The following is a 26,593-nucleotide window of genomic DNA, read 5'->3' as shown; positions in this document are numbered from 1 at the left end:
CGCAGAAAAGATGTAGGGGCTGAAACCTTTAGACACTAGCCGAGGGGCTAGTCGGGCAGTGCCACCCGCACTATGGTCTGCTGACCAGGAATGCTCTCAATGAGCACTTTGCCCCGATGCAGCTCGACCAGGCGTTTGGCAATGGTGAGACCCAGGCCAGTGCCGGTAGCTTCTGACTCAGGTTCAAACTGAAGATAAGCCCCCACTTGGGCGATCTGGTCAGAGGTCATGCCCTGGCCATAGTCGATGACGTAGAAGGTGACCTTACCGTCACCGCACGACCCAAATATTTTGATTGGGGTACCTACCTCAGAAAACTTAAAAGCGTTGTCGAGCAGCTCTTCGCAGACCTTGCGCAGCTGTGCTTCAGACATGGGCACAGCCAGGTGCTCGAGGGAGATCTCTAGGTCGTCGTCGCGTAGGTAGTCGGAGGCCAGCGCCTGGGCAACCTGGGTGATCACCTCGTCGGCGCGATCGGTGTGCTGGTGCTGAAGAGTTTCAGCGGAGATCTGCTCAGGGCTAAGCCGCTCAAGCTTGGCAAACAGCATCATGTTTTGGGTCAGGCGGGCGGTGCGATGAGAATTGCGGTGGATAGCCCTGGCCAGGGTGACAATCTCTTCAGGCTCCAGGGTCGCGGCCTTTTCGATTAGTGTGGTGGCTAGCTTGAGCACTTCTTTCATGGGGGCACCCAGCTCGCGGGGCAGGGCGATGCTAATACTGCTGCGGAGGGCACTAAGCTGCTGCTGAGTCTTGTGCTCCACAGCAGTATTAGCCTCCAGACGGGTGTGAATCATACGCAGCAGATCATCGTGGGTGAAGGGCTTGGTGAGATAGTCATCGGCCCCCAGATCCATACCGCTGCGAAAGTCGACCCGTTCGGCTTTGGCGGTGAGAAATACGAAGGGCAGGGTGGCCAAGCCGGGATCTTGGCGGATCTGCTTCAACACGCCGAAGCCGTCGAGCACGGGCATCATCACATCGCAGATCACCATATCGGGCTTAAATTCGTGAATTTGGCGCAGGCCCTCCTCGCCATTGGCGGCGCTGTCAACAATAAAATCTTCGGCGTTGAGAATGTCAACGATGCTGTCGCGTACCCCAGCTTCGTCTTCGATCACCAAAATCTTAGCCATGATGGTCACTCCACAGAACAAGGGGTAATACAACAGTGAAGGTGGTGCCTAGGCCCACCTTGCTCACAAACGAGATGCGCCCCTGATGGGCTTCGGCGGCCCGCTTGGCGATTACCAAGCCGAGGCCGGTGCCGGAGATATTCCCCACGTTGTCGGCCCGGTGAAAGGCTCCGAAGAGCTGGGCTTGGTCGGTGGGGGGAATGCCAATGCCGCGATCGCTCACCTGAAACACGCTTTCGCCGTCACCACAGGTCACCGCAAAGGTAACCGGGGTATGCTCGGGGGAATATTTCACCGCGTTAGAGAGCAGGTTGAGCAAAACATGTCGCAGCAGCTTTTCGTCGGCCAGCACCTGGAATCGATCGCCAGTGGTGCTGAACTCGATGGAGCTGGCAGTACTGACCTGGGCAAACTGCACCTCTTCGACTAGGTCGCGGCAAAACTGGTGCAGGTCAATGGGGGCCAGGGTGCAAGCCAGCTTGCCCGCTTCGGCTTTGCCCACGGTGAGCACGTCGTTGAGCAGGCCAATGATGTGATGCACCGAGGTTTGAATGCGCTTGAGTATGGTTTGTTGCTTTTCGGGGGTGAACTTGTGGCTGTAGCGCTCCAGGGTTTCGGCAGAAGCCAAAATGGTGGTTAGCGGGGTGCGAAACTCGTGGGAGGCCATGGCGATAAAGCGGGTTTTGAGGTCGCTCAACTCTTTTTCGCGGGTGAGGGCTTTGCGAATGTTGACTTCGATCTGCTTGCGTTCGGTGATGTCGCGGGTGATGCCCCGGTAGCCCTCAAACTCACCCTCGGGGGTAAAGATTGGCGAGCCACTGATGTCGAGGGTGACGGTCTCGCCGCTGGGGCGCAGGCAGGTGGCCTCAAGCTGGATGAAGGGCTGGCGCTGGCCCACCAGCAGCGTCAAAATGGTGCTAAAGCGCACTGCCTCGTCGTCGGCCATAAAGTCTGTAAAGCAGTGGTTGAGAATCGCTTCAGCGGGGCAGTCGAGAATTTCGCTAGCACGGGGGTTGATGTAGCTAAAGCTAAACTGACGATCAATTTCCCAGACCCAGTCGTTGGTCTGCTCGACCAGGCTGCGAAACTTAATTTCGCTAGTTTGTAAGGCAGCTTTAGCCTGCTCGCGATCGCTGATATCCAGCCCCACAAACACCGCTGCGCCGCCCTGGTCGTACCTTTGGGCCACCAGCAGCCAGTTGCTAGCTATTCCGTTCATCGCAAACTGTAGTTCCTGCCGAACGATGCTGTCGCTGCCGGCCAAAAAGCTTTTGGCAAAGCTACAGAACGGTGACTCTTCACCCAAAAAGCCCAGGGGCTGGCCAATAAAGTTGGTGGGTAAGAGCTTGTAAGAGGTGGCTAGACGGTGGTTGCAGCCCAGGTAGAGGCCTTCGGCGCTGACCCACGACACTATGGCGGGTACCGCATCGAGTACAGCCTGAAGCTGCTGGTTGATTTGGGACAGGGTCTTCTCGGCCTGGCGACGCTGGTCTACTTCTTGGCTCAGCTTTTCGGTTACCTGACGCCAGGAGGCGGTGCGTTCTTCCACCCGCTGCTCTAGCTGATCGTTCAGCTGTTGCAGGTGAAGCTCATACTGTTTACGGGCTTCGATATCCTCCTGGAGCTTTTGGTACAGCTCTGACTGGCGCACAGCAATGGCCACCGATCGCGCCAGCTGCTTCACTAGGCGAATTTCCCAGTCGCGCCAGCGCCGAGAGCTGTCGCACTGGTTAATGACCAGTAACCCCCAGAGCTTGTGGTTGCAAACAATGGGCACCACCAGATTTGCTCTGATTTGCAGGCCTTCAAGCAGGGCAATGTGGCAGGGGCTGAGGCCCGCCCGCTGAATATCTTCGACCGCCTGGATGTGGCCGTAGCGGTAAGCCTCAGCGCAGTGCTGCTCAAAATAGTGATCTTCAATGGTGTGGCCCAGCAGCGAATTCCATGGGGGGACTACTGCCTCTACGGCCACGGTGCCTATGGAGCCGGCGTCAAACCGATAGATTAGGGCGCGATCGGCCTGGAGTAGCTGCCGTACTTCCCCCACCGTAGTGGAGAGAACATCTTGCACTTCAAGGGATTCGTGGATGCGCTGGGTGAGGGTAGTGAGCAGGCGATCGCACTTGGCTTGTTCTTCGAGCTGTTCGGTACGCCCCTGCACTAAGCGTTCTAGCTCGGAGCTGTGGCTTTTCCAGATCTCGACCTTCTCGCTGTCAGACTGCTTAAAGGACTGCCACAAATGGCTAAAAGAGGCTTGCAGTTCGCGCAGGTCAAGGCTGTATAGCAGGTCTGACTGACTGATCACCCCCAGGGGCTGCTGCTCAGGGGTGCTCACCACTAGGCAGGGTAGGTGGTGCTGGCTCATCTCTTGATAGGCTAGCCAGAGCGAATCGTCGGGTTTGAGGCAAAGTTGCGGATCTCGCATCATGGCTCGCACTGGTAGCTGGGCCAGGTCGATGTGCCGCGCCTGAAAGCGCAGCACATCCTGCCGCAGTACCAGACCAAGCAACACCCCGGCGGTGGGGTCAACCACGGCAACACAGCTAACCTGGTATTCTGCCAGCTGCGTCGCGACAGCTAGAGCTGAGTCGGTGGGATGGGCGGTGACTATAGATGCCATGCGCGACTGCGCCCGCTGTAGCTTAAGCACGTGGGGGGGCTGGAGTGCTTGCTGGAGCGAATCGATGGTAATCAACCGCACTGGACGCTGATCGTGATCGACCAGAGGCACATGGTGAATTTGCCGCTGGCGCATAAGGTCTAATATATCGAGGGCGCTGATGGTTTCGTTGACCGGCAGCACCGTTGGGGAGCTGGTCATGCGCTGGTGAATCGGGGTATTTAGATCCACTCCGCTGACTACTAGGCGAATGGCATCGCGATCGGTGACGAGCCCCACCAGCTGATTTCCCTGCACCACCAGCACGCAGCTATGCCCCTGAATCGAGTCGTCGCTCAGGTAGCTGATCACCTCTTGAAGAGTAGCGGTTTGAGGCACCATCGTCAGGGTAGTCCCTAGCGACCAGAGGGCCTCGGGTTTGTGATTTTGGGCAAAATTTGCGGTTTGAAGGTTGGGCATGACTATAACCGCTGATAGAGGGGGGGCTTGACAAGACGGCAGGGTGGCCGCGTTGGTCACGTCAATGACATCAACGCCCGAGCTGAGGGGATCCTGCCTTTTCTTCCCTCTAACCTAAGGGCAACCCGCCGGATGCTATATCAGGGGATACCTGAGATCCCCTCCGAAATTTCCTGATACGCTAAAATATTTGGGCTGAACCCGCTTTACGACCTAGGGGTTGTTTTAGGATAATTTTGGCAACGAAAATACCCGAGGATTTTGCGGTCTCTTCAAAGCGCAGGCCTCACGCCTCTACCTAGGGGTATCGTCTTTCTTAGAAACCTCCTTATTTACCAACCAATACCCGCCGTACATAGGCGAGTACAGAACGATGATCATGTCAACCTGCTTGGGGCTGGCTCTCTACGCCCATGACGGCCCCCTGCCGGAAAGCTTTCGCCAGGGATAAGCTCTATAGCTGAATGCGCCCTGCACTTAAATACTTGCAAGTCCCCTGACAGTGAGCAGGTATCGGCGATCGCTTCCAGTTTCCAAACATCCAGCCATCAATCTCTCGTTAAGTCACTTTTGCAATTGACCCCGCCACGGAAGTTTAGTTTGCCCCTTAGCCCAGTTGAACTGTCTCCAACGCTCGCCAATTCAGGGTCTAGCTTATGGGGTGCGGAAATCGGTTTTCCACGATGAAGCTAACCCCATCACAACTCTGGAGTTCTCTGTGAAAACTGCCTCGCGCGAGTACTACGCCGGATGCCTGAGCTTTTTGTGGCAGCTCATTGCCCAGCACCAAGGTGATGCCGCCCCGGTGTATCAATGGCTTTTGACTCACCCCACTGAGGCTTCACCCCAGGCTATGGAAGCGGCATTACCCCTAGCCGCCTCACGCTGGCTGGCTACCCGCGCTACTGAGCGTTTTATGGCGCTACGGGTGCTGGCTACCTTTGCCAACGCTATGCAGCAGTACGCCCTAGGCCACCGGGCCGCCAGGATTGAGTTGGCGATCGCCACCTACAACTGGGTGCTAACGGAGCTATCGACCGGTTCCGTTGACTAGCGGCCAGTCGAGTCTTTCTGGGGTCAACCGGTTCGATGCGATCGAGCTGGGTGAGAAACACCGCCTGACACCCCCGCACCAGGTCATCCATCCCTACAACTTGCACGGCGTGCTGGGTGCCCGCGTCGTTTGCAGCATCGACCCGCTGCACTAGCCACTCTGCATCTCGACAAAGCACTCGCATTCCGGGAGCAATGGATAGGGGGGATGCCATTAATTAAAATCCTCTGGGCTTAGGCAAAGCTCCTCTAACCCTGCCATACGCAAGCAGGCATTGAGCACCTCTACATTATCCTCAAAGCCAATGGGCGAGTCAAAGTTGGGGTCATCGTCGTCGGTTTCGACAAAGTAGAGCCTGGCCCCCTTCAGCCAGGGCGTCGCCAGATCGGCTAGAGTAGGCTAGTGGCTGAGCAAATGGGTGTAGGTGGCGGCGATCGCCTCCGCCAGGGCCATGTTTACCATCAAGGCAGCCTGGGCCGCAAAGTGTGCCCGCTGGAGATGAGCATGAACACGATTGCCCAGGTAGGTCAGATCGATGGGGTCTGCTTGATGGGCACAGAGGGTAAGGGCATTAGTTAAGGTGCGTTCAAGCCCCTCTGGCAATACCAATAGATTGAGCTGCATAGAGTTTTATCTAAGAAAGGCCGCCATGCTCCTTGCTTAGCTTTCCTAAGACCAAGGGCAACAACTGGAACTTTGCCACAGATTCAAGTGACTTAATTGGATCCCTAGAATACCTATAACAATGACAATTCCTGTCCCCCATCCCAACTTACCCAACCTATTTAGGGGTTGGGATGAGGCTGGGATTTGCTGAAATGCCCAATGACTAAGGGTTTAGGTATAGCGTCCCAACTTACCCAACCTTCAAGGGCAAAAAACAAAAACTACGGACAGCCGCCGTAATCTCAGACCCGAAACCTACCGCACTAGATCGAAATTAGTTCAGCAAAATATTGCAAACTCCCAAGAGCTGTCTGAAAGGGAATTTTAGGAGGTGACAAAGTAGTCTCGAAAACTACTTTGGGGAAACCCAACGAGGGTTCGAATCCCTCCCTCTCCGTTGCAACGCTTAACTTGGCTTAGCGGCTCGTCCTTAGCTGTTAGGCCAAGCTGGATCACATAAGATTGCTGTCCAGACTGATGCTGGCTGGGAGTCCAGGCTACGAGCACCAGTCAAGGACAAGCAACGTTCTGCGTCTAGCGGGAAACCGAAGCAAGCCGGCAGAAGATCAAGGATTGCGCTGGCCTAAACCGACTGAGCCTGGGCTAGGTGTTTGCCCTCGCAAAATTCCTCCACGATTTTGCTGTTGAAAGCGGGCAAATCTTTTGGGTTGCGGCTGGTGACTAACCCCTGATCGACGACCACCTCTTGATCAACCCAGGTGGCACCGGCATTGCTGAGGTCGGTCTTTAGAGAAGGCCAGGAAGTGACGGTGCGACCCTTGACCACATCGGCTTCAATCAGGGTCCAAGGCCCGTGACAAATTGCGGCTACGGGTTTGCGATCGGCAAAGAATGCCTTAATAAACTGAATGGCTTGGTCGTTGGTTCTGAGCTGGTCAGGATTCAACACTCCACCGGGCAGCACCAACGCGTCGTAATCGGTGGCGCGAGCCTGATCGAGAGTGCGATCGACCGGCACGGTGTCGCCTTTGTCATGGTGGTTCCAGCCTTGAATGGAGTCACCTTGGGGAGCGATCACATGCACTTGGGCACCAGCCTGCTCCAAAGCCTGTTTGGGCTCGGTCAACTCAACCTGCTCAAATCCATCGGTGGCTAAGATCGCCACTTTGCGGTTTTTAAGTTCTTGAGCCATGCTAATTCTCCTGGGGTTTAGGGTTTGAATTGTCGGTTCTAGATTTGCACGGCTCTCGGCTAAAACCTGCCCTTGAAATTAATGCAGCACATCCTCAGACATACTAGGCGCGGCCGACATTCACCGCTTGCCTCAAGTCAATGGGCTGCACTAGCGGTTGCGGATGGATAGGTTTACACTGCCTGCTAACCGTTGAGGATGCAGGCTGAAGCTGACAGATTTGTTGCCGAGAGCTGTCTTCAGCTTAGGTAACTAGCCTAAAGGCAGCGTCTAGCCGCAGGTGGAGTTAGTCATTCACAGAGTTGTTCGGCCACACCTAAAGGGCAAAGCCGCGATCGCCGCCACTAAAACTGCCCCAGCTGTAGTACGAAGCGAGAAGCAGATGAGTGGGTCGACTACTGCGATCGCCAACACAAAACAGCGGGTTTTCCATCACGTTTTTCTGTTTAAAAATCGTGATGAAAAATTGAGAAACCCACAGGGCTCCTTTGAATACTTACACTGAAGCTAATCAGCGCTAATTTGGACCATAGCTTTTTCGGCAAAGCAGCAATTAGCTATGTCTTTCAGTCGATAGGGCCAGCTACATTCCTCAGAAATCGGCTGAAATAATTTGTTAGATAGAGCGATCGCCCCCGTGCCGAAAGCAGCCTTGAAAGCGAGATTCCCCCCAGCAATCTTCAGCCAAGACTATCTGAGATGGAGCTAATTCCATGAAAAATACCGCTATTGAGACCAAGCCTCACCAGGTTGTGATTGTTGGAGGAGGGTTTGGCGGACTCTATGCCGCTAAGGCATTGGGAAAAACTCAGCAGGTTGAAGTCACCTTAATTGACAAACGAAACTTTCACCTATTTCAACCACTGCTCTATCAAGTTGCTACTGGCAAGCTATCCCCTGGGGATATTTCATCCCCTTTGCGCACTATCCTGAGTGCTCACCGCCATGTCAGGGTGCTGATGGATGCGGTGATTGATATCGACCCCCAGCAACATCAGGTGAAACTGAAACATACCGTGCTGCCCTACGACACGCTAATTGTGGCCACGGGCGTCAGCCACCACTACTTTGGCCATGACCAGTGGGCCGAGGCCGCCCCAGGGCTAAAAACCGTTGAGGATGCCCTAGAAATGCGGAAACGAATTTTTGGGGCCTTTGAAGCCGCGGAGAAAGAGTCAGACCCAGAGCGGCGGCGGGCCTGGCTGACGTTTGTGGTGGTAGGCGGCGGGCCAACTGGTGTGGAATTGGCTGGGGCTTTGGCCGAACTGGCTTTTCACGCGCTCAAGAACGAATTTCACCACATTGACACCACCGAAACTCGCATTCTGCTACTGGAAGGGCTCGATCGCGTGCTGCCCCCCTACCCCGCTGACCTATCGGCCAAAGCTGCCGAATCGCTGGCGGAACTAGGCGTGACGGTGCGCACCCAGTCTCTGGTGACCGATATTGCCGACGATGTGGTGACGGTGCGCCAGGGCGAGCAGACCGAGCAGGTGCGGGCTAAAACGATTCTCTGGGCCGCCGGAGTGCGGGCTTCGGCGCTAGGCAAAGTGCTGGCCGCTCGGGCTGGAGCCCAGCTTGACCGGTCGGGTCGGGTGATGGTGAACCCCGACTTAAGCCTGCCGGAGCAGCCGAATATTTTTGTGGTAGGGGATCTGGCACACTTTGCCCACCAGGACGGGCAGCCCCTGCCTGGAGTTGCGCCCGTGGCGATGCAGCAGGGGGCCTACATCGCTAAGCTAATTCAGCGGCGGCTTCAAGGAAAAGAGGTGCCTCCTTTCCACTACGACGATGTGGGCAATCTGGCGGTGATTGGCCACCACGCGGCGGTGGTCAACATGGGGCGGTTCAAGCTGTGGGGCTTCCCTGCCTGGCTGATATGGATTTTTGTGCACATCTATTACCTGATTGAGTTTGACAACAAGCTGGTGGTGATGATCCAGTGGTTGTGGAGCTATTTCACCCGCAAGGGCGGATCGCGGCTGATTACCTGGGAAGAAAGCCGTTTGGATGAGCCGATGGTTGTGGATCAGGAACCCCAGCGGGTGGAGCGGCACGACGCTCCAGAACGCACCTCAGGGGAGATAAAAGCACCCGTCATTGCAGAATCGTAGATGGAGAGAGGCTGAATTGGCGGACGTAGTCATTGGTTTAGATTTGGGAACCGGCGGGGTGCGGGCGATCGCCGTCAATCTGCAAGGACAGGTGGTGGCTCAAACCACTCAGAGTTATCCCCTGCTGACGCCCTACCCCGGCTGGACGGAGCAGCACCCCGCCGACTGGGCCGAGGCTAGTTTGAACGCTCTGAGCGAGGTAGCTGGGCAGATTGAGGGGCAGCAAGCGATCGCCCTCGGTCTATCCGGCCAGATGCACGGCATGGTGCCGCTGGATGGGACTGGTCAGGTGATTCGCCCAGCAATTCTCTGGAATGACCAGCGCACGGGCAAAGCCGTCGAGGCGATTGAAGCGGCGGTACCCCGATCAGAACTGATTCAGCGCACCGGCAATCCGGCGATTACCGGGTTTCAACTGCCAAAGCTAGTTTGGCTGCGGCAGGAAGAACCCCAGGCCTATGAACAAGTGCAGCAAATTCTGCTGCCCAAAGACTACCTCGGCTACGTGCTGACTGGCGAAGCGGTGACGGAACCCTCCGATGCCTCGGGCATTGGCTGCTTAAACCTGACCAGTCGGCAGTGGGATCAGGACATCCTCACGGCCCTGAATATCAGCTCTGACCTGTTTCCCCAGGTGATGGAATCGACTGCCATTGCTGGACGACTGAAACCCGAGCTGGCTGAGCGTACCGGACTCCCGGCAGGACTCCCCGTAGTAGCGGGGGGCGGTGACAATGCGGCAGCGGCGATCGGTCTGGGCATTTCAGACCGCAACCTGAAACGGGGCAGCCTCAGCATTGGCACCTCGGGGGTAATTTTTGCCCCTTGCAATGTTCCTACCCCCGACCCCGAGGGACGGGTGCACCTGTTCTGCCATGCCGATGGTGGCTATCACCTGCTAGGGGTGACCCTAGCGGCAGGGGGCGCCCTGCGCTGGTATCGCGACACCTTTGCCCCCAATATTGCCTTTGCCGACTTGATGGCTCTAGCAGAAAAATCTGAACCAGGGGCGCGCGGCGTGCTGTTTTTGCCCCATCTGGCTGGCGAGCGCAGCCCCTACCTCGACCCCGACACGCGAGGGGCCTGGGTGAATTTGTCGCTGGCCCACACCCAGGGCGACCTGATTCGGGCGGTGCTGGAGGGGGTGGCATTTGGCCTGCGGGCAGCCCTGGAGGTGATTCAGGGAATTTCTCCGGTGAACCAGCTATTGGCGACGGGGGGCGGGGTGCGATCGCCCCTCTGGTTCCACCTACTGGCCGATGTGTTGCACACGGAACTAGTGGCCCCCAAAGCTGAAGAAGGGGCGGCCTACGGAGCAGCGATCTTGGCGATGGTGGGGGTAGGGGCCTACCCGTCGCTAGCGGCGGCGTTTGACATGCTGCCTGAGGCGATCGAGGCGGTGCAGCCCCAGGAGCACGCGGCCTATGAGGCGGCGTTTGAGCGCTATACCCCGCTTTATGATTCGTTAAAGGTTGTGAGGTAGGGAGTTTGTCCGGTCAAATCTCGGTATGGTGAGCGGTGCATTGTGGCCCATAGGCAACGTGTGAAGGGTTTTAATAGAATTTTAGGGCCACGTAGGCAGAGCCGCGCCCCTAGCGCTATGCACCCTACGGTTCCGACATAGCAGGGCATCATCCCTTGCTGGATGACAAGGCTGTAATTCAGGTGCGGTGTAAACCGTCATTTTGGTTTAGCCCAATGGAAGCTGTCGATATAGCAACGCCCCTAACTCAATGCCAAAACAATACGTATCTAGAACGGACGGCCCTAGCTTCAAGCGTCGAGACGCCTTGGGCTTCCTCGGCGGCACCCTGATGGTTTCGCTGTTTGGCTGTTTTCGTAGGCCCTCGGCCTCGGCCGAACTCAGCGGCACTTTAGCCCAAACCCCGACCGGGGCGGCAGCGGGGCAACCGGCCTGCACCGTGCGCCCTCAGCAAACCGAAGGCCCCTATTTTGTCGATGAAGGGCTGAATCGCTCAGATATTCGTTCTGATCCGGCGACTGGCTCAGTGAAACCAGGCGTCCCCCTAACGCTGCAATTTCGAGTCTCTCAGGTGGGTGCTAATGCCTGTGTGCCTCTGGCAGGGGCAATTGTAGACGTCTGGCACTGCGATGCCACCGGAGCCTATTCAGACGTAGCCGATCGCAGAGCCAACACCCTGGGTCAAAAATTTTTGCGCGGTGCTCAAGTCACCAATGCTGACGGCACGGTCGAGTTCACCACCATTTATCCCGGTTGGTATCCTGGCCGAACTACGCACATCCACTTCAAAATTCGCGGCAATACTGCGGCAAATCAGGGCGCAAATCAGGGCTATGAATTTACTTCACAGCTCTATTTTGACGATGCTCTGAGCGATCGCATCTACACCCAGGCCCCCTATAGCACCAGAGGCCAGCGCACCACCCGCAACCAAAATGACGGCATCTTTCGTAGCGGCGGCGATCAGCTAATGCTCTCCCTTACCCAGAATGGGGAAGGCTACACCGGACGCTTTGAGATTGGGCTAGAGCTGACCTGATTGGCAGTCCAGATCCCATTTAATTAACCCCCCGGTTTGTAGGGGCATAGCATGCTATGCCCCTACGGAGATACGGGTTTTGAATCGGGATCTCAAATTTTTTAGCTAGAGGCAGCGGCCTGGTGGTGCAAAAAGGCATCGACCTCCCGGGGGGTGGGCTGGGCGGCGATCGCCCCCGGCTTGAGCGTCGTCAGCGCCCCCACCGCGCTGGCATAGCGCAGGATATCAGCGATCGCCTCCCGCTGCTGCAAACAATCCCACCCACGCTGGTGCAGCTGGTGAATAACCCCAGCCAAAAAGGCATCCCCGGCTCCGGTCGTGTCTATGCTGTCAACGTCAAAGGCAGGCCGCGCAATGTTGTGGTGCCGGGTGGCGCAGGTGCTGCCGTTACCGCCATCGGTGAGCAACACAGCTTGAGCGCGAGGGAACTGCTGACAAATCTCAGCGGCAGAGTCGGTATTCAGCAGCCACAGGGCTTCTTCGCGGGAGAGCTTGAGTAAGTCAGCAGCGTCCAGAAAAGCGCGAATTTTTTGAGGCGCAATCTCTACATCGGGCCAAAATACGGGTCGCCAGTTCAGGTCAATAATAATCTTTGCCCCAGCTTGCTGAGCCTTGTCCCGTGCCCGCTCCATGGCGCTGGCGGTGGTGGCATAGGCCAGACCCAGCGTCCCCATCACCAGATACTTCACCCCGGCAAAATCGACGGCATCAATCCATTCAGGGGTGAGGTGGGCATCGGCAAAGGCGGCGGAGTCGGGGGCGCTAAAGCCGATGAACTGGCGATCGCCCGTTTCATCCCGCTGCACCAGCACCGTGCGGGTGGGCATATCAGCCACGCGCTGAATCCGGCACGCCACCCCCTGCTCCTGCAGCACCTGAATTAGCCAGTCGCCCAGGTCGTCCTGGCCCAGGGCACTGATCAGCCGGGTAGGGGTGCCGAGTTTTGCGATCGCAGCAGCCACATTGGCGGGTGCTCCACCGGGGTAGTCGGTACCATTGTTTGAGCTATTCTCCGGCGTTTCACCCACCTCAAACAGGCGATCGACTAAGCATTCTCCTAAACAAATCACAGGCTCGGTCATGGTTTTTTCCTAAAATCGCTCCAAATCCATCCGAGCTAGCCGATCTCGGGTCGATAACAGTTATCCCTTAATCAAAATCGCTGTGGCGGCGGCTTCATCGGTAATCAACCCGCTGATCAGCCGACCCTGTAGGGCTGCGAGAATGGCTTCGGCTTTGCGGATGCCCCCAGCGACGCCGATGATCAGGCGCTGGGCCGGCTGCTCTAGGGGCACGCCAGCAACGCGGCTGTTGGTGCCCGCTTGCAGCAATTTTCCCTGGGAGTTGAACGCCCAGCCCGCAATTTCACCAACCGCTCCCAGCTCGATCAGCTCAGTCAGTTCGGCGTCGTTGATAAAGCCATCCTCGTGCAGGGGCGCGTTCCAGGCGATGTGGCTAACGCCAACAAAGGTGACCTTGGCCTGCTCCGCCAGGGCTTTCACGGCAATAAACGATCGCTGGGTCTGCAACAGGTCGCGCTCTTCCACGCTGGTGGCCACCGCTGGCGTGGGCACCGGGTAGGTTTGCGACCCCACCCGGTCAGACAGGTGCATGACCACCTCATGACGACCGGCCAGCCCATAGTGCGACATGTTGCCCACAATCGAGACAATCTTGTGCTGGGGCTGATCCATCGAGGGAATTTGATCGACCAGGGCCCGGAGAGTGCGCCCCGAGCTAAAGGCCAGAATGGACGGGGTTCTAGCGACTAAATAGGTCTCCAGATGAGTTGCCGCACAGACGCCCAGGCCATTGTAGAGATCACCACCGACGGCGGGGTCGGGGACGACTTCACACATTGACAGATTGAACCGATCCCGTAGGGCCTCGGCCAGGCCAATGCAGTGGCTAAGGGGATGGTCGAGGCGAAATTTGATCAGCTTTTCGCTGACGGCTAGGGCTACCAAGCGCTGGGCCGCCTGCCGCGACACGTTGAGCTTAGCGGCAATTTCTTCCTGGGTGTTGCCGGCGATGTAGTACAGCCAGGCGGCGTGGGCCGCCAGGTCGAGTTTGCGATCGCGCTTCTCCGCATACATGTCTCCCATCAGGTCACCTCACCCACCACTACCTAAAGAAGGATTCTATTTGATTAAAGATCTACCCAAAGAATGATTGAGTATATCATCCATCAGAGAATATTTGCTCAATTCTACTGTCCTCCCGTAATATCCAAATTGAAGCCAGTGATATAGCTAGCCTCATCACTCATTAAAAAAGCAACTCCGTTGGCAACTTCTTCTAACCGTCCCAACCGGCGCAGCGGCACCAGGTTGATCATCTGCTGTTCGACTACCTTGGGGTCGGCATCAAAATACTGCGACCCTACCCCCGCCTGCAGTTCCGTCTGCCGGGTCCACATAAAGCCAGGGCCAATCAGCGACGGCGACAGGGCATTGACGCGAATGCCGTGGGGGGCCAGGTCTTTAGCGGCGGTTTGAGTCATGCCAATCACCGCAAACTTGGAGGCGGCATAGGCCAGCATGTTGGGCGGCCCATCGACCCCGGCGTGGCTGGCCATATTGACAATCGCCCCACCAGCCTTCCGCAGGTGCTGGGCAGCGGCCTTAAGAATGTGAAACACGCCAATCACGTTGATATCGATCACCTTCTCGAAATCTTCCTCAGGATACTCGTCGGTCTTAGCAAACGCGCCCTGGTAGCCGGCATTGTTAAACACATAGTCGAGCTGGCCCACCTGCTCAACGGCGATCGCAAACATCTCGGTCACTTCCTGAGCATCGGTGACATCGCAGCGAACGGTGTACACGGGATTGCCATAGTCTTTCAACCCCTGGGCGACCTCGGCCAGCCTCATTTCGTTAATATCCAGCAACGCAATTGTTGCCCCATTGGCGGCAAATCGGTGGGCGGTAGCTTTGCCAATTTCCCCCGCCCCGCCAGTGATCAGAATGGTTTTGCCTTGGAAATCATAGGTGGCGATCGCGCTCATAAAGCTGGCCTCACAGTTGGGATTGCAATCAAGAATTGTTGCGAATACAACTGAGCGCCTCGTCGTTGGGAAGCGACATCAGTATGATTCCATTATTGGGCTTTTGCCCGTGACTAGAGCATAAATTCAACTTAGTTTATCTTTTTAGAAATCCGAGGAGCCGTGCGATGCGCCTATTTCGCCGCGCCCGAATGCGCGCCAGAGGGCTGGTGGCATTCCTCATTGGCTTGCTGCTGGTGCAGCTCGTCAATGCCTGTTCAGCAGGTCCCCAAGCCGGGGACCGCACTCGCCTAACCATCGCCACCGTTAACAACGGTGACATGGTGGTGATGCAAGACCTGTCGAGCCAGTTCGAAGCCGACAACCCCGACATCGAGCTGCGCTGGGTGGTGCTAGAGGAAAACATTCTGCGCCAGCGCACCACCACCGATGTTGCCAGCCAGGGCGGTCAGTTCGATGTTTTAACAATCGGGTCTTACGAAACGCCGATCTGGGCCAGGCGGGGCTGGCTGCGATCGCTCGACGGTCTCCCCGCTGAGTACGATGTCGACGACCTAATCGATCCGATTCGCACCGGGCTTTCCTACGAAGACACCCTCTATGCGGTGCCCTTCTACGGCGAGAGTTCGATGCTCTACTACCGCACCGACCTGTTCGATAAGGCGGGCATTACGGTGCCCGCCAACCCTACCTATGCTCAGGTGGGTGAATGGGCCAGCCAAGTGCACGACCCGGCCAACGGCGTCTACGGCATTTGCCTGCGGGGCAAGCCAGGCTGGGGCGAAAATATGGGGTTTCTCACCACTCTGGTCAACACCTTTGGCGGCCGCTGGTTTGATATGGACTGGCAACCCACCATTGACACCCCCGAGTGGCAAAACGCCATCACTTTTTACGTAGACGTACTGAACCAGTACGGGCCACCCGGAGCCAGCTCCAACGGCTTTAACGAAAACCTGGCCCTGTTCTCGACCGGCAAGTGCGGCATGTGGGTTGATGCCACAGTCGCCGCCGGGCTGCTCTCTAACCCCGACCAGTCGCAGGTGGCCGATCGCATCGGTTTTGCCCGCGCCCCGGTCGAGTCATACCCCAACGGCTCTAACTGGCTGTGGTCTTGGGCGCTGGCGATTCCAGCCACGTCGCAATCGCCTGAGGCCGCCGAGCGATTCGTCGCCTGGGCCACCTCGAAGGAGTACGTCCAGCTGGTGGCGGAGGAGTATGGCTGGGTCTCGGTCCCCCCGGGCACCCGCATCTCCACCTACGAGAACCCGAACTATCAGCAGGCCGCCCCCTTCGCCGAAATCGTGCTGGACTCTATCCAGACGGCCGATATCACCAATCCGTCCCCACTGCCGACCCCCTACAAGGGCGTGCAGTACGTGGATATTCCTGAATTTCAGGCGATTGGCACCCAGGTCGGCCAGCGGATCGCCTCCGCCCTAGCCAATCAGGTCTCGGTTGATCAGGCGATCGCGCAGTCGCAGACCGTCGCCGAACGGTTTATGCGGCACACAGGTTACATCGAGTAGGCGGGTGGATGGGTAGACCGGTGAATGGGTAGATGGCTTAAAGGTTTTCCCTGATGCCTGAACCCCAAAAACCTGGCACCTGCCACCTAATACCTAACACCAACACCCCCTCATCCACTCATCTACTCTCCCACTCTCCAACCCTCTTCCCTACCATGACCTCATCTATCGCAACCCCTGCCCACTCCCCGCCGCCCGCGCGGGCGCGATCGCACCGCTCGATTCCTGCCCGGCTGCTGGTCGCGCCATCGGTGATTTTGCTCGTGCTCTGGATGGTGGTGCCGCTGGTGATGGCCATCTGGTTTGCCTTCCAGCGCTACAACCTGCTGATTCCCGACAATCGCGAGTTTGTCGGCTTCGCCAACTTTGCCTACATTCTCACCGACCCAACCCTGTGGATATCTATCGGCATCACCCTGGTGCTGGTGGTGTCGGTGCTGGCCATTACCATCGGCCTCGGCACCGTGCTAGCGGTGCTGTTTAACCAGGAGTTTCCCGGTCGGGGCGTAGCGCGGGTGCTGGCGATTTCGCCATTTTTCGTCATGCCCACGGTCAGCGCCCTGATCTGGAAAAACATGCTGATGCACCCGGTGAACGGGCTGCTCGCCCAAATTACCCGAGGGCTTGGCCTAGGGGCGATCGACTGGTTTGCCGACTTTCCGCTGCTGGCGATCATCATCATTGTCGCCTGGCAGTGGCTGCCCTTCTCCCTACTGATTTTGCTCACGGCAATTCAGTCCCTCGACACCGATCAGATGGAAGCGGCCCGCATGGATGGCGCTAGCGCGATGCAGCTGTTCCGCTTTGTGGTGCTGCCCCACCTGAACCGGGCGATCGCCGTGGTCGCCATGATCGAGACGATTTTCTTTCTCACTATTTTTGCCGAAATTTTCGTCACCACCGGGGGCGGGCCTGGCCTCGCCACCACCAACCTGGCTTACTACATCTACCTCAGAGCGCTGCTGGAATTCGACGTCGGTGGAGCCTCGGCGGGCGGTTTGATTGCCGTCGTGCTGGCCAACATCGTGGCGATTTTCCTGATGCGCAGTGTTGCTCGTAATTTGGACTCTTGATATGGCAACTAAGCAATCCCACCGCTGGTGGATTCCCTTGCTGGGCTGGCTGGTGGCCTGCCTGCTGTTCTTCCCAATTTTCTGGATGTTTATCACCAGCTTTAAGACCGAGGTGGCGGCGGTCGCCACACCGCCCCAACTGTTCTTTCGGCCCACCCTAGAGAACTATGTGGCGGTGCAAACCCGGGCCTCGTACTTCAACTTCGCCTGGAACAGCGTGGTGATTTCCGTGGGGGCAACAATTCTGTCGCTGCTGCTGGCGATTCCGGCGGCCTACGCCATGTCGTTTTTCCCCACTAAGCGCACCAAGGGCACGCTGCTGTGGATGCTCTCGACCAAGATGCTGCCCGCCGTGGGCGTGCTGGTGCCAATTTATATCCTGGCGCGGGAAACGGGGCTGCTCGACACCCGAATCGGTTTGAGCATTATTTACACCCTGATAAATTTGCCGATTGTGGTGTGGATGATCTACAGCTTTTTCAAAGAAGTGCCGAAGGAAATTCTCGAAGCCGATCGCATGGATGGCGCTTCTACCTATCAGGAACTGGTGCATGTGCTGATGCCCCTAGCCCTGCCGGGAATTTTTTCCACCGCCCTGCTCTCGATTATTTTGTCGTGGAATGAAGCCTTCTGGAGCCTCAATTTGACCACCTTTGATGCGGCTCCATTGACGGCGTTTATTGCGTCATTTTCCAGCCCCCAGGGTTTGTTTTGGGCCAAGCTGTCGGCCGCTTCTAGCATGGCGATCGCCCCCATTTTGATCTTCGGCTGGGTTAGCCAGCGGCAGCTGGTGCGAGGTCTCACCTTTGGGGCCGTTAAGTAGATGACCTGTCGTAGGGTGGGCACTGCCCACCAGCCTTAACTCGGCAATATTTCACCCTATAAAACTGTCTTTTTCTCCCTCAATTTAAGGTGAGCCACCCATGTCAACTGTCACGTTACGAAACATCCATAAAACCTACGTCGATAACGAAGTCATCAAAGGCGTCGATCTCGATATTCACGATCGCGAATTTGTCGTCTTTGTCGGCCCCTCTGGCTGCGGCAAATCGACCCTGCTGCGCATGATCGCCGGGCTAGAAGACATCACCTCCGGCGACTTGCTAGTTGATGGCGAGCGCATGAACGATGTGCCGCCCGACCAGCGGGGGCTGGCGATGGTGTTTCAAACCTACGCACTGTACCCGCACATGACCGTGGCCGAGAATATGGCCTTTAGCCTGCGCCTGGCTGGGGTTTCTAAGGAGCGGCGCATGGAACGAGCGCGAGACGTGGCGAGGATTTTGCAGCTCGAACCGCTGCTCGATCGCAAGCCGGGCAAGCTTTCGGGGGGGCAACGCCAGCGGGTCGCCATCGGCCGAGCCCTGGTGCGCAACCCCAAGGTGTTTTTGTTTGATGAGCCGTTGTCGAACCTTGATGCCTCTCTGCGGGTGCAGATGCGCATTGAGCTGTCGGGGCTGCACGAAAGCCTGCAATCCACCATGATCTACGTCACCCACGACCAGATCGAAGCTATGACTTTGGCTGACAAGATTGTGGTGCTCCAGGGCGGCGTGGTCGAGCAAGTCGGTTCGCCCCTAGAGCTGTACCACCATCCCCGCAACCTGTTTGTGGCTGGGTTCATCGGCTCACCCAAGATGAACTTTCTCTCGGTGCAAACCACCGGGGTGCAAGATTCTGGCACCACCGTGCGCCTGCCGGGCGATGCCACCATCACCATTCCGGTGCAGCCGAGAACCCTGATGGCAGGCGATCGCGCCACCCTGGGCATTCGCCCTGAGCACCTGCGGATCGATGCCACCAACCCAACGCTAATGGGCGAAGTCTTGGTAGTGGAGCGTCTGGGCGGCGAAACCTACCTCTACGTCAAGGTCGCTGGCGGCGACACCTTTATCGTGCAGACCGACGGCAACAGCCGGGCCAAGGTGCGCGATCGCGTCCCCGTCACCATCGATGGCAGCCTCTGCCACCTGTTTGATGGCGAGGGCCAAGCGATTCCCAAAGCTGAGCGCCACCCCCTCAGCCTCACCCGCCATCCCGAAGTACCGTTACAAACCGAAGCACGGCTAGAGCAGACCTATGAACAGCCAACCCACTTCCGCGAAGTCCCTCGTCAAGCTGAATGAGCGATCGCTCTCGCAGTTGAGCGATCGAGTGCGCCTGCCCCGATACGATCGCAGCGCCGTCACCCCCGGCATTATCCACATTGGCGTCGGCGGCTTTCACCGGGCCCACCAGGCGCTCTATATGGACAACTATCTAGAGCAGAACCCCGGCAGCGACTGGGGCATCTGCGGCATCGGCCTGCTGGAGTTCGACCAGAAAATGCGCGATGCCCTGGCGTCCCAGGATTGTTTGTACACTCTGGTAGAGCGATCGCCTGCCGGTGACTACGCCCGCGTCATCGGCTCGATTACCCAATACCTATTCGCCCCTGAAAATCGTGAGGCCGTGATTGCCACCCTGGCTGACCCCCAGTGCCGCATCGTCACCCTGACCATTACCGAAGGCGGCTACTACGTCGTCGAAGGCACCGGCGAGTTCGATGCCAACCATCCCACGATTCAGCACGACCTGCAAAACCCCGAGCAGCCCTACGGCGTCTATGGCTTCCTAACAGCGGCCTTGGATCGACGACGACAGCAGGGGATAGCGCCTTTCACCGTGCTCTCCTGTGACAACATTCAGGGCAATGGCGACATGGTGGGGAGAATGCTGACCGCCTTCGCCCAGCTGCAAAACCCCGACTTGGGCGGCTGGATTCGGGAGAATGTTGCCTTCCCTAACTGCATGGTCGATCGCATTACCCCCGCCACCGCTCCCAGCGACCTGCAAATGGTTGCCGACCAGTTTGATATCGACGACGCCTGGCCCGTGGTAGCTGAGCCCTTCCTCCAGTGGGTAGTTGAAGATCGCTTTAGTGCCGGACGTCCCGACTGGGAAAGCGTCGGCGTGCAGATGACCAACGACGTGCACCCCTACGAGATGATGAAGATCCGGCTGCTCAACACCAGCCACCAGCTAATCGGCTATCTCGGCTCGCTGAAGGGCTACGCCTACGTTCACGAATCGATGGCCGACGCCCAGATTCGCCAGGCGGCAGAGCGACTGATGGATGAAGTCATCCCTACTCTGCACCCCGTTCCCGGTATTGACGTCAGCCAATACAAGCAGACTCTAGTAGAACGGTTCTCGAACTCGAAGATTCACGACCAGCTCCCCCGGCTCTGCCTCAACAGCTCGGCCAAAATTCCCAAGTGGGCCCTCGGTTCCCTGCGCGACAAGCTGGATCAGAATGGCGCGATCGACTACCTGAGTCTCACCATTGCCGCCTGGTTCCGCTACCTCAACGGCAAAGACGATCAGGGCCATGAGATGCCGATCGATGACCCGATGGCCGAAATACTATCGGAGCGGGCGCGATCGGGCGGCACTGACCCCATGCCGCTGCTGAATCTGACGGAGATCTTTGGCGATCTGCCCCAGTCCTCCCGATTTGTGGAAACGGTTACCCAGTACCTTCACCAGCTCTATGAATTGGGTACCGAAGCCACCCTGGCCAAGCTCCTTTAGAGTGTTCCAGCTGAACACCGATAAGCTGCACCGTGACCGGCCCCAATAGCCAAGTTACACCGCTGACTGAGAGGATTTTTAGCTGGAATATTGCAAACGTCCACTGGGTTAGGCCAGGTTCGCCGTAGGAGCATTGCACACTGCAATGCCCCTACCAGAGGATTCCGCCTGTCAAAGTGGCCTAACTAAATCAACTGCGGCAATACACTCAGGATTTTTGAGCCAATGGCCCTAGGGCTGCAACTGGTTTAGCCATATTAGCTAGGGAAAAATCTTACTGATGCCCGACCCATAATAAATCTCCCTAACCCCTTTAAAGGGCTAGGGAGACGAATAGGCGTGTTTGAACAAGTGTGGATTCACCCGCTTAAGTCATAGCGCTAAGCCATAGCAGCCCTATGGGTGCCATTGCTGGAGGGAACCGAGGTATTTGCCTCAGAATCCTCAGCGCTGATGGCCTGACCGCTTTGACCCTGAGTTTGGCTGGGCTCATACACCACCGAGCCCAGGGGCAAAGGATAACGCAAGAACCCCTGGGGCACTTTAGGCAATTCGTACATGCGCTTGGGTGTAGCGCTCCCATAACCAAACGTCGCTTTGCCCTCGGTCAAAGCTGAAGGTTGATAGAACGTCTGTTTGCGGGCTTGGTAAGCGGTTTGATACAGCGTTGTGCGCACGCCGTTAGCGCTGGTTAAGCTAGGCTGCTCTAAACCTCGGGAGGGATGATAAAAATAGTCACCAAAGGATTGCTCCGTAGGCAGTAGGGGCGGCAGCTCCATCTGGGGTGCTGAGTAGCACACCTGTAGCAGGGGTCGAGGTGCTGAGTGCACCAGGTTTTGGTAAGCCAAGACGGGATTATCACTCACGACAGCCAGGTTTTGCTGCCAGTTGGCGATGGTTTGTCTCCAGTCAAAGCCCATAGCCCGCTGATAGTGCCAAAGCCCTCCCTGCAAAAAGAAAAAGGCCAGGTAAAAGTGAGCATTGGCCAACCAGGTACGGGAAGAGTATCCCGAGGCGATCGCGCCACTGGGGTCGTAAAACGAGGGCAAGAAAGCCGATTTAAGAGCCAGGGGTGGCCCATAAAACTCAGTGGGGTAGGCCAGGGTATTAAAGCCGCAGTAGTAGGAGGCGGCAAACCCACCCAAGGCAATGCCAAACAGCGAGTAAGCCAAAATGCCGTCGCCAGAAAAGAGAAACCGCTGCCGTACCCAGTTAAAGGGCGGCACTAAAATGTGCCAAGCACCTCCTAACACCAACAGTACGGCCACATAAATGTGGCCACCCACCAGGTCTTCTAGGTTGTTGACGTCAAATAGGTGGGTGCGATAGTCGAAGAGAGTGCCGATATCTAAGGTAGGGGCAGTGACCAGGCGAACTTCCCCAACGGTAGCGTCGTATAGCCCACCAAAAGCCATGGCTTTAATGACCAGCAGTAGGGCACCAAGGCCCAAAATGACCAGATGGTGCCCTAGAATCAGGCCCAGTTTTTTGGGATCATCCCACTCAAAGTCAAATTTGGCAGCCCGCCCACTCTCGGTCGCCAGGCTAGGGCTAAGCCGGATGCGGTGAAAGTAGGCTCCGCCAGCGAGCACCCCGGCAGCGACAATGTGAATTACCCCAATGGCAAACATAGGGTAGGTGTTAGCAACGGTACCGCCAGAGCCTATGCCCCAGCCCTGGGTGGCCAGGTGGGGCAACAAAATTAGCCCCTGGCTATACATAGGGGTCTCGGGAGAGTAAACCGCCAGCTCAAAGAGAGTAAATACCCCAGCCCAGAGCATGATCAAGGCGGCGTGGGCCACGTGGGCCACAATAAACGTGTTAGACAGGTCTATAAATCGGGCGTTACCCGCCCACCAGGGGTATTGTTCCTGGGTTTTATTAACAGCGTACATGGCAATGATTCAACTGTTAGGGCAGTGGTCAACAAGGGGGAAACGGACTGTTCCTAGCTCAGACCCGAAATAATGTAGTCTAAGTAAATATCCATTTCTTGACCGGCATCAGCGCCAACGCGCTGGGTCACCACTTCCTTCATAGCCTGAATCGCTTGGATAGTTGGTTCAATGGGCACCCCTAAGGATCCGTAGGTTTCTCTTAAACCATTCAGCACGCGCTCATTCAAAATAGACGCATCTGCGGCCAGCATGGCATAGGTCGCGTAGCGCAGAAAATAGGTTAGATCGCGCAAGCAAGCGGCGTAGCGGCGAGTGGGGTACATGTTTCCCCCAGGGCAAGTGATATCTCCGTATAGCAGACTTTTAGCAACGGTTTCACGGATGATGCTGGCGGCACTTTCGCCAATTTGGCTGGCCGCTTTTACTCGCAAACTACCACTTTTAAAGTATTGATTGAGGGCTTCTAGCTCAGCACCTTCCAGGTAGCTACCTTTCTCGTCAGCAGGGTTAATAACGGCAGTAATGGTGTCTTGCATGATTGTTCTCGTTAAAGCGTAAAAACAACGTTGGTCAGTAAACCGATTTTGCCTAAGCTAAAGCTTTAGAATGCCCGAATTAGCTGATCAAAATAGGGAGCAGCTAGCGCGCCTTCTTCTGAGGTTAAGGTGCCCATGGCCACTTCTTTGATGCAGCGCATGGCTAGTTTGAGATTGGTGAGGGGAACCCCAAGAGAAACGTACATATCGCGCATGCCGTCTAGCCCGATATCTTCTAAGGGCTTAGCATTGCCTGCTAGCACACAATAGCTGACCAAACGAATATACCAGCCCTGATCGCGCTGACAGAGAGCAGTTTTTTGTGGATTTCCGCTGTTGCTAGGTGTGTTTGGGCATTGAGACCAAAAACGCTTGCTGCCTTCGTCAACGATTTTCTGCTCATTGGCAGCTAACTTTTGTGATGCACTGATGCGAGTGGTTCCGTTACCAAAAAAGTCTTGTAGTTTTGTTAGCTCAGCGCTGCTGAGAAAACGATTAGCTTCATCGGACTGGGCGATAACCTTGGCCACAATGCTCATAACTGAAAATCCTTCTGAGTGAGTTAATCGTAGCAGTCTAGACAACAGTGGTAGGTCAAATTTTTCCAGATTGAACCTGGCTTAAGCCCAAATTAAATACGGCTGGCTTTACCATGAGCGACCAAAAAATTGGCGCTCATTTAAGATTTATCTGACCCCTAATTAAGCTAAAGAGAATCAACCCGCCAGCTTAGAAAAGATCAGACATAATCCAGCTTAGGCGTTGACCCAGGCAAGAGTTAGACGGCTAAAACAGCTTATTTATTAGGGCAATTATTCCAGATTTTTTATTCGCTATTCACGAATAAACAACAATTTGACTACCTCTAAACAATAAAATCTATTGGTCACTATTCAGCTATTTATTTCAAAAAGCACACACATAAGTTCAAGTATGTTTATCAACAAAAAAAGAATTTTGAGATCTTCAATGATTACCCCAGGAAATTAGAGAGAATAACGGCTACACGCAGGCTGCGATCGAGGTTGGGGCTAGCGGCATACAGGGCTGCATAGAAGGGCTACACCTTTTCCCATAACGTGTTGGCCCATAACCAGGTTCGTCACTGATTAGTGAAGTCATCCCTATCCTGCGGCTGCCCGGCGTCGGCGTTAGCCATTGCAAGCAGATCAATCGGCCGGAGCAGAAGGGGCGATCGCCTATCTGAGCTCCACCATTGCCACCTAGTTCCGCTACGACGATCTGGGCCAAGCCAGGCCGCTGCTGAATCTGACAGGGGTCTTTAACGATCTGCCTCGGTTTTCACGGTTTGTGAAAATGGTGATCCAGTACCTAAACCAACTTCATGAGTTGGGTACCCAGGTCACCCTAGCAAAGCTGCTTTAGATTGTTCCAGCCACATAGACTACTGGTCAGATAGAGCAACTGAAGGCGGGGCTTTTGTAATGGCGACTAGGAGCCACGCCATCGAACAACAAAACTCAACCTAGTCTCGCTCCAACACCCCTACCTGGCGAAGCCCAGCCAAGCTTTCCTGCCCGGTGCAAAATAGCACTGTCCTAATCTCGGCCACTAGCACCTCTGCTAGAGCCGCTACGGCCTCCTCTGACTCACTCGCCGCCTGCAAAAACGGCATCGCCAGTCCCGCCAGATCGGCTCCCAGGGCCAGGGTTTTTGCCACATCCAGCCCATGACGCAGCCCTCCCGAGGCGATCAGCGGCAGTGCCGGGGCCACTCGCCGCGCTTGAACAATGCAGTCTGCCGTAGGCAAACCCCATTCGCCAAAGGTCTGCCCCAGCCGCCGCTGGTGGGCATCGATCGCCCGCTCGCTCTCCACCCTGGCCCAGGAGGTGCCCCCGGCTCCGGCCACATCCACCGCCGCGACCCCGGCCTCTATCAGCCGCCGCACCATGGGGGCCGAAATGCCGTTGCCGACCTCCTTGGCAATTACCGGCACTGGCAGCACCGCGCAGAGCTGCTCAATCTTGGCCAGCAGGCCCTTAAAGTTGGTGTCCCCTCCGGTTTGCACCGCCTCCTGCAATGGGTTGAGGTGCAAAATCAGCGCATCAGCCGCCAGCTTGTCTACCACGCGGCGGCACTGGTCGAGACCGTAACCGTAGTTGAGCTGCACCGCCCCCAAATTCGCCAGCAAGAGAATGTCTGGAGCCTCTGACCTGACCGCAAACGTTTCCATGACGTCGGGATTTTCGACCCCGACCCGTTGAGAGCCGACCCCCATGGCCAGCCCGTAGCGCTGGGCCACCACCGCCAGTCGTCGGTTGATCTGGTGCGCCGCTTCGGTGCCCCCGGTCATCGACGAAATCAGCAGCGGTGCCCCCAGCCGATGCCCCAAAAACACCGTGCCCAGGTCGATATCTTGATAGTCGAGTTCAGGCAAACAGCAGTGGGTAAACCGATAGCGCTCTAGCCCGGTGGTCACCTGGGCACATTGCACCGGCCCCTCTAGGCAAATGCGCAGGTGATCGGCCTTGCGGGCCTGGGTCTCGTGGGTGACAGGCAGTAGAGTCACAAGGTTTTCGCAAAATCAACGCCACCTATCCTAAGAAAAATCGGGGCGCTTTTGACGCGATCGCACACCAGACGTAACACCCCCATCCCCTAGGCCCGCTTCAGCAGTTCCACTCCATCTCGCCCGTCTGTGTCCTGTAAAAACACTTTCACTGACTCATCCTTCGCCGTCGGCAGGGTTTTACCCACAAAGTCAGGGCGCACGGGCAGTTCTTGGTGGCCCCGATCAATCAGCACCGCCAGGCGAATGGCGCTGGGCCGACCGTAGTCGCTCACCGCATTGAGGGCAGCACGAATGGTGCGCCCGCTAAAGATGACATCGTCCACCAGCACCACGACGCGATCGCTGATGTCGAAGGGGATCTCGGTACGGGCCGGGGTGCGAGTGCTGATTTTATCCAGGTCATCGCGGTACAAGGTGATGTCGATCGCCCCCACCGGCAGCTCTACCCCCTCTAACCGCTGAATCTGCTGGGCCAGCAGATGGGCCAGGGGCACGCCTCGGGTGTAAATACCCAGCAGCACCAGACGGCTCAGATCACCGCCCCGCTCCACCACCTCCGACGCCAGCCGGTTCAGCGTGCGGCGCATTTCCTCCGCCGATAAAATCTTGACCACGTTGCTGCTTGTATTCATGCCCCGACCTCCTGGCAGCTGTAAAGCCCCACTATACCTGACTTACAGGGGCAGCAAGAGCGGACCCACCAGCGAGGCAAAGCGCCTG

The 26,593-nt window shown here is 56.8% G+C and carries 22 protein-coding genes and 1 tRNA gene; 11 read left to right on the top strand and 12 right to left on the bottom strand.

Annotated features, from left to right (window positions below; genetic code table 11):
* Window positions 1–47: 47 nt before the first annotated feature.
* Window positions 48–1,133: a response regulator gene (locus tag H6F57_RS03470; RefSeq protein ID WP_190624700.1), complete on the bottom strand. Its 1,086-nt coding sequence runs from the start codon at window positions 1,131–1,133 to the stop codon at window positions 48–50.
* Entirely contained in the window at window positions 1,126–4,212 is a 3,087-nt protein-coding gene (locus H6F57_RS03465) for a CBS domain-containing protein (protein WP_190624699.1), read from the bottom strand. Before H6F57_RS03465 ends, H6F57_RS03470 begins: the two co-directional genes overlap by 8 nt.
* A 718-nt stretch (window positions 4,213–4,930) precedes the next feature.
* Between H6F57_RS03465 and H6F57_RS03460 the strand changes: the two genes are divergently transcribed.
* Together H6F57_RS03460 and H6F57_RS03455 are read left to right on the top strand one after the other, a co-directional pair.
* Window positions 4,931–5,266, top strand: a complete 336-nt coding sequence (locus tag H6F57_RS03460; protein WP_190624698.1) for a hypothetical protein — start codon at window positions 4,931–4,933, stop codon at window positions 5,264–5,266.
* A complete protein-coding gene (locus H6F57_RS03455) occupies window positions 5,259–5,420 on the top strand; it encodes a hypothetical protein (protein WP_190624697.1) in 162 nt (53 codons plus the stop codon). Before H6F57_RS03460 ends, H6F57_RS03455 begins: the two co-directional genes overlap by 8 nt.
* Window positions 5,421–5,665: 245 nt before the next feature.
* Here H6F57_RS03455 and H6F57_RS03450 read toward each other — a convergent pair whose 3' ends face one another.
* Window positions 5,666–5,890: a hypothetical protein gene (locus tag H6F57_RS03450; protein ID WP_190624696.1), complete on the bottom strand. Its 225-nt coding sequence runs from the start codon at window positions 5,888–5,890 to the stop codon at window positions 5,666–5,668.
* A gap of 360 nt (window positions 5,891–6,250) precedes the next feature.
* Between H6F57_RS03450 and H6F57_RS03445 the strand changes: the two genes are divergently transcribed.
* A tRNA-Ser gene (locus H6F57_RS03445) sits at window positions 6,251–6,329 on the top strand.
* A gap of 186 nt (window positions 6,330–6,515) precedes the next feature.
* On the opposite strand, the gene H6F57_RS03440 is transcribed toward H6F57_RS03445, so the two are convergent.
* Window positions 6,516–7,085, bottom strand: coding sequence for a type 1 glutamine amidotransferase domain-containing protein (locus H6F57_RS03440; RefSeq protein ID WP_190624695.1), 570 nt, complete (start codon window positions 7,083–7,085; stop codon window positions 6,516–6,518).
* A gap of 713 nt (window positions 7,086–7,798) precedes the next feature.
* On the opposite strand from H6F57_RS03440, the gene H6F57_RS03435 reads away from it, so the two are divergent.
* The 3 genes from H6F57_RS03435 (at window position 7,799) to H6F57_RS03425 (ending at window position 11,721) form a co-directional block, all read left to right on the top strand.
* Window positions 7,799–9,199, top strand: coding sequence for an NAD(P)/FAD-dependent oxidoreductase (locus H6F57_RS03435; protein ID WP_190624694.1), 1,401 nt, complete (start codon window positions 7,799–7,801; stop codon window positions 9,197–9,199).
* Window positions 9,200–9,215: 16 nt separating this feature from the next.
* On the top strand, window positions 9,216–10,682 hold the full coding sequence (xylB, locus tag H6F57_RS03430; protein WP_190624693.1) for a xylulokinase: 1,467 nt from the start codon (window positions 9,216–9,218) through the stop codon (window positions 10,680–10,682).
* A 250-nt stretch (window positions 10,683–10,932) separates the two neighbouring features.
* Window positions 10,933–11,721 carry an intradiol ring-cleavage dioxygenase gene (locus H6F57_RS03425; RefSeq protein WP_199289461.1) on the top strand — a complete coding sequence of 263 codons (789 nt, stop codon included), beginning with the start codon at window positions 10,933–10,935 and terminating at the stop codon, window positions 11,719–11,721.
* A 101-nt stretch (window positions 11,722–11,822) separates the two neighbouring features.
* Here H6F57_RS03425 and H6F57_RS03420 read toward each other — a convergent pair whose 3' ends face one another.
* The 3 genes from H6F57_RS03420 to H6F57_RS03410 form a co-directional block, all read right to left on the bottom strand.
* Window positions 11,823–12,803, bottom strand: coding sequence for a carbohydrate kinase (locus H6F57_RS03420; RefSeq protein ID WP_190624692.1), 981 nt, complete (start codon window positions 12,801–12,803; stop codon window positions 11,823–11,825).
* Between the two features lie 60 nt (window positions 12,804–12,863).
* Window positions 12,864–13,826: a sugar-binding transcriptional regulator gene (locus H6F57_RS03415; RefSeq protein WP_190624691.1), complete on the bottom strand. Its 963-nt coding sequence runs from the start codon at window positions 13,824–13,826 to the stop codon at window positions 12,864–12,866.
* A 104-nt stretch (window positions 13,827–13,930) separates the two neighbouring features.
* Complete coding sequence (locus H6F57_RS03410) at window positions 13,931–14,731, bottom strand: SDR family NAD(P)-dependent oxidoreductase (RefSeq protein ID WP_190624690.1); 801 nt, start codon at window positions 14,729–14,731, stop codon at window positions 13,931–13,933.
* A gap of 167 nt (window positions 14,732–14,898) precedes the next feature.
* Here H6F57_RS03410 and H6F57_RS03405 point away from each other — a divergent pair, with 167 nt between their 5' ends.
* The 5 genes from H6F57_RS03405 (at window position 14,899) to H6F57_RS03385 (ending at window position 20,906) form a co-directional block, all read left to right on the top strand.
* Window positions 14,899–16,260: a sugar ABC transporter substrate-binding protein gene (locus H6F57_RS03405; RefSeq protein WP_190624689.1), complete on the top strand. Its 1,362-nt coding sequence runs from the start codon at window positions 14,899–14,901 to the stop codon at window positions 16,258–16,260.
* A 155-nt stretch (window positions 16,261–16,415) separates the two neighbouring features.
* The gene (locus H6F57_RS03400) at window positions 16,416–17,333 is read left to right on the top strand and encodes a sugar ABC transporter permease (RefSeq protein WP_190624688.1); all 918 of its coding nucleotides are present in this window, start codon (window positions 16,416–16,418) and stop codon (window positions 17,331–17,333) included.
* Window position 17,334: 1 nt separating this feature from the next.
* Window positions 17,335–18,156 (top strand): carbohydrate ABC transporter permease, encoded by an 822-nt coding sequence (locus tag H6F57_RS03395; protein ID WP_190624687.1) that lies wholly within the window; start codon window positions 17,335–17,337, stop codon window positions 18,154–18,156.
* 100 nt (window positions 18,157–18,256) lie between these two features.
* A complete protein-coding gene (ugpC, locus tag H6F57_RS03390; RefSeq protein WP_190624686.1) occupies window positions 18,257–19,459 on the top strand; it encodes a sn-glycerol-3-phosphate ABC transporter ATP-binding protein UgpC in 1,203 nt (400 codons plus the stop codon).
* Window positions 19,413–20,906 (top strand): mannitol dehydrogenase family protein, encoded by a 1,494-nt coding sequence (locus H6F57_RS03385; protein WP_190624685.1) that lies wholly within the window; start codon window positions 19,413–19,415, stop codon window positions 20,904–20,906. The genes ugpC and H6F57_RS03385 overlap by 47 nt, the downstream gene beginning before the upstream one ends.
* A gap of 380 nt (window positions 20,907–21,286) precedes the next feature.
* Here H6F57_RS03385 and H6F57_RS03380 read toward each other — a convergent pair whose 3' ends face one another.
* The 5 genes from H6F57_RS03380 to pyrR form a co-directional block, all read right to left on the bottom strand.
* Window positions 21,287–22,801 (bottom strand): chlorophyll a/b binding light-harvesting protein, encoded by a 1,515-nt coding sequence (locus H6F57_RS03380; protein WP_190624684.1) that lies wholly within the window; start codon window positions 22,799–22,801, stop codon window positions 21,287–21,289.
* Between the two features lie 53 nt (window positions 22,802–22,854).
* A complete protein-coding gene (locus H6F57_RS03375) occupies window positions 22,855–23,340 on the bottom strand; it encodes an allophycocyanin subunit beta (protein WP_190624683.1) in 486 nt (161 codons plus the stop codon).
* Between the two features lie 65 nt (window positions 23,341–23,405).
* Window positions 23,406–23,879 (bottom strand): allophycocyanin subunit alpha-B, encoded by a 474-nt coding sequence (apcD, locus tag H6F57_RS03370; RefSeq protein ID WP_190624682.1) that lies wholly within the window; start codon window positions 23,877–23,879, stop codon window positions 23,406–23,408.
* A 947-nt stretch (window positions 23,880–24,826) separates the two neighbouring features.
* The gene (gene fni, locus H6F57_RS03365; protein WP_190624681.1) at window positions 24,827–25,870 is read right to left on the bottom strand and encodes a type 2 isopentenyl-diphosphate Delta-isomerase; all 1,044 of its coding nucleotides are present in this window, start codon (window positions 25,868–25,870) and stop codon (window positions 24,827–24,829) included.
* A gap of 89 nt (window positions 25,871–25,959) precedes the next feature.
* A complete protein-coding gene (gene pyrR, locus H6F57_RS03360; protein ID WP_190624680.1) occupies window positions 25,960–26,505 on the bottom strand; it encodes a bifunctional pyr operon transcriptional regulator/uracil phosphoribosyltransferase PyrR in 546 nt (181 codons plus the stop codon).
* Window positions 26,506–26,593 lie beyond the last annotated feature (88 nt).

The organism is Leptolyngbya sp. FACHB-60 (assembly GCF_014695775.1).
In the GTDB taxonomy this organism is placed as follows: domain Bacteria; phylum Cyanobacteriota; class Cyanobacteriia; order Phormidesmidales; family Phormidesmidaceae; genus Nodosilinea.
Note: the sequence above shows the minus strand (reverse complement) of the source record. Positions and strands in the feature narration are given on the sequence as shown.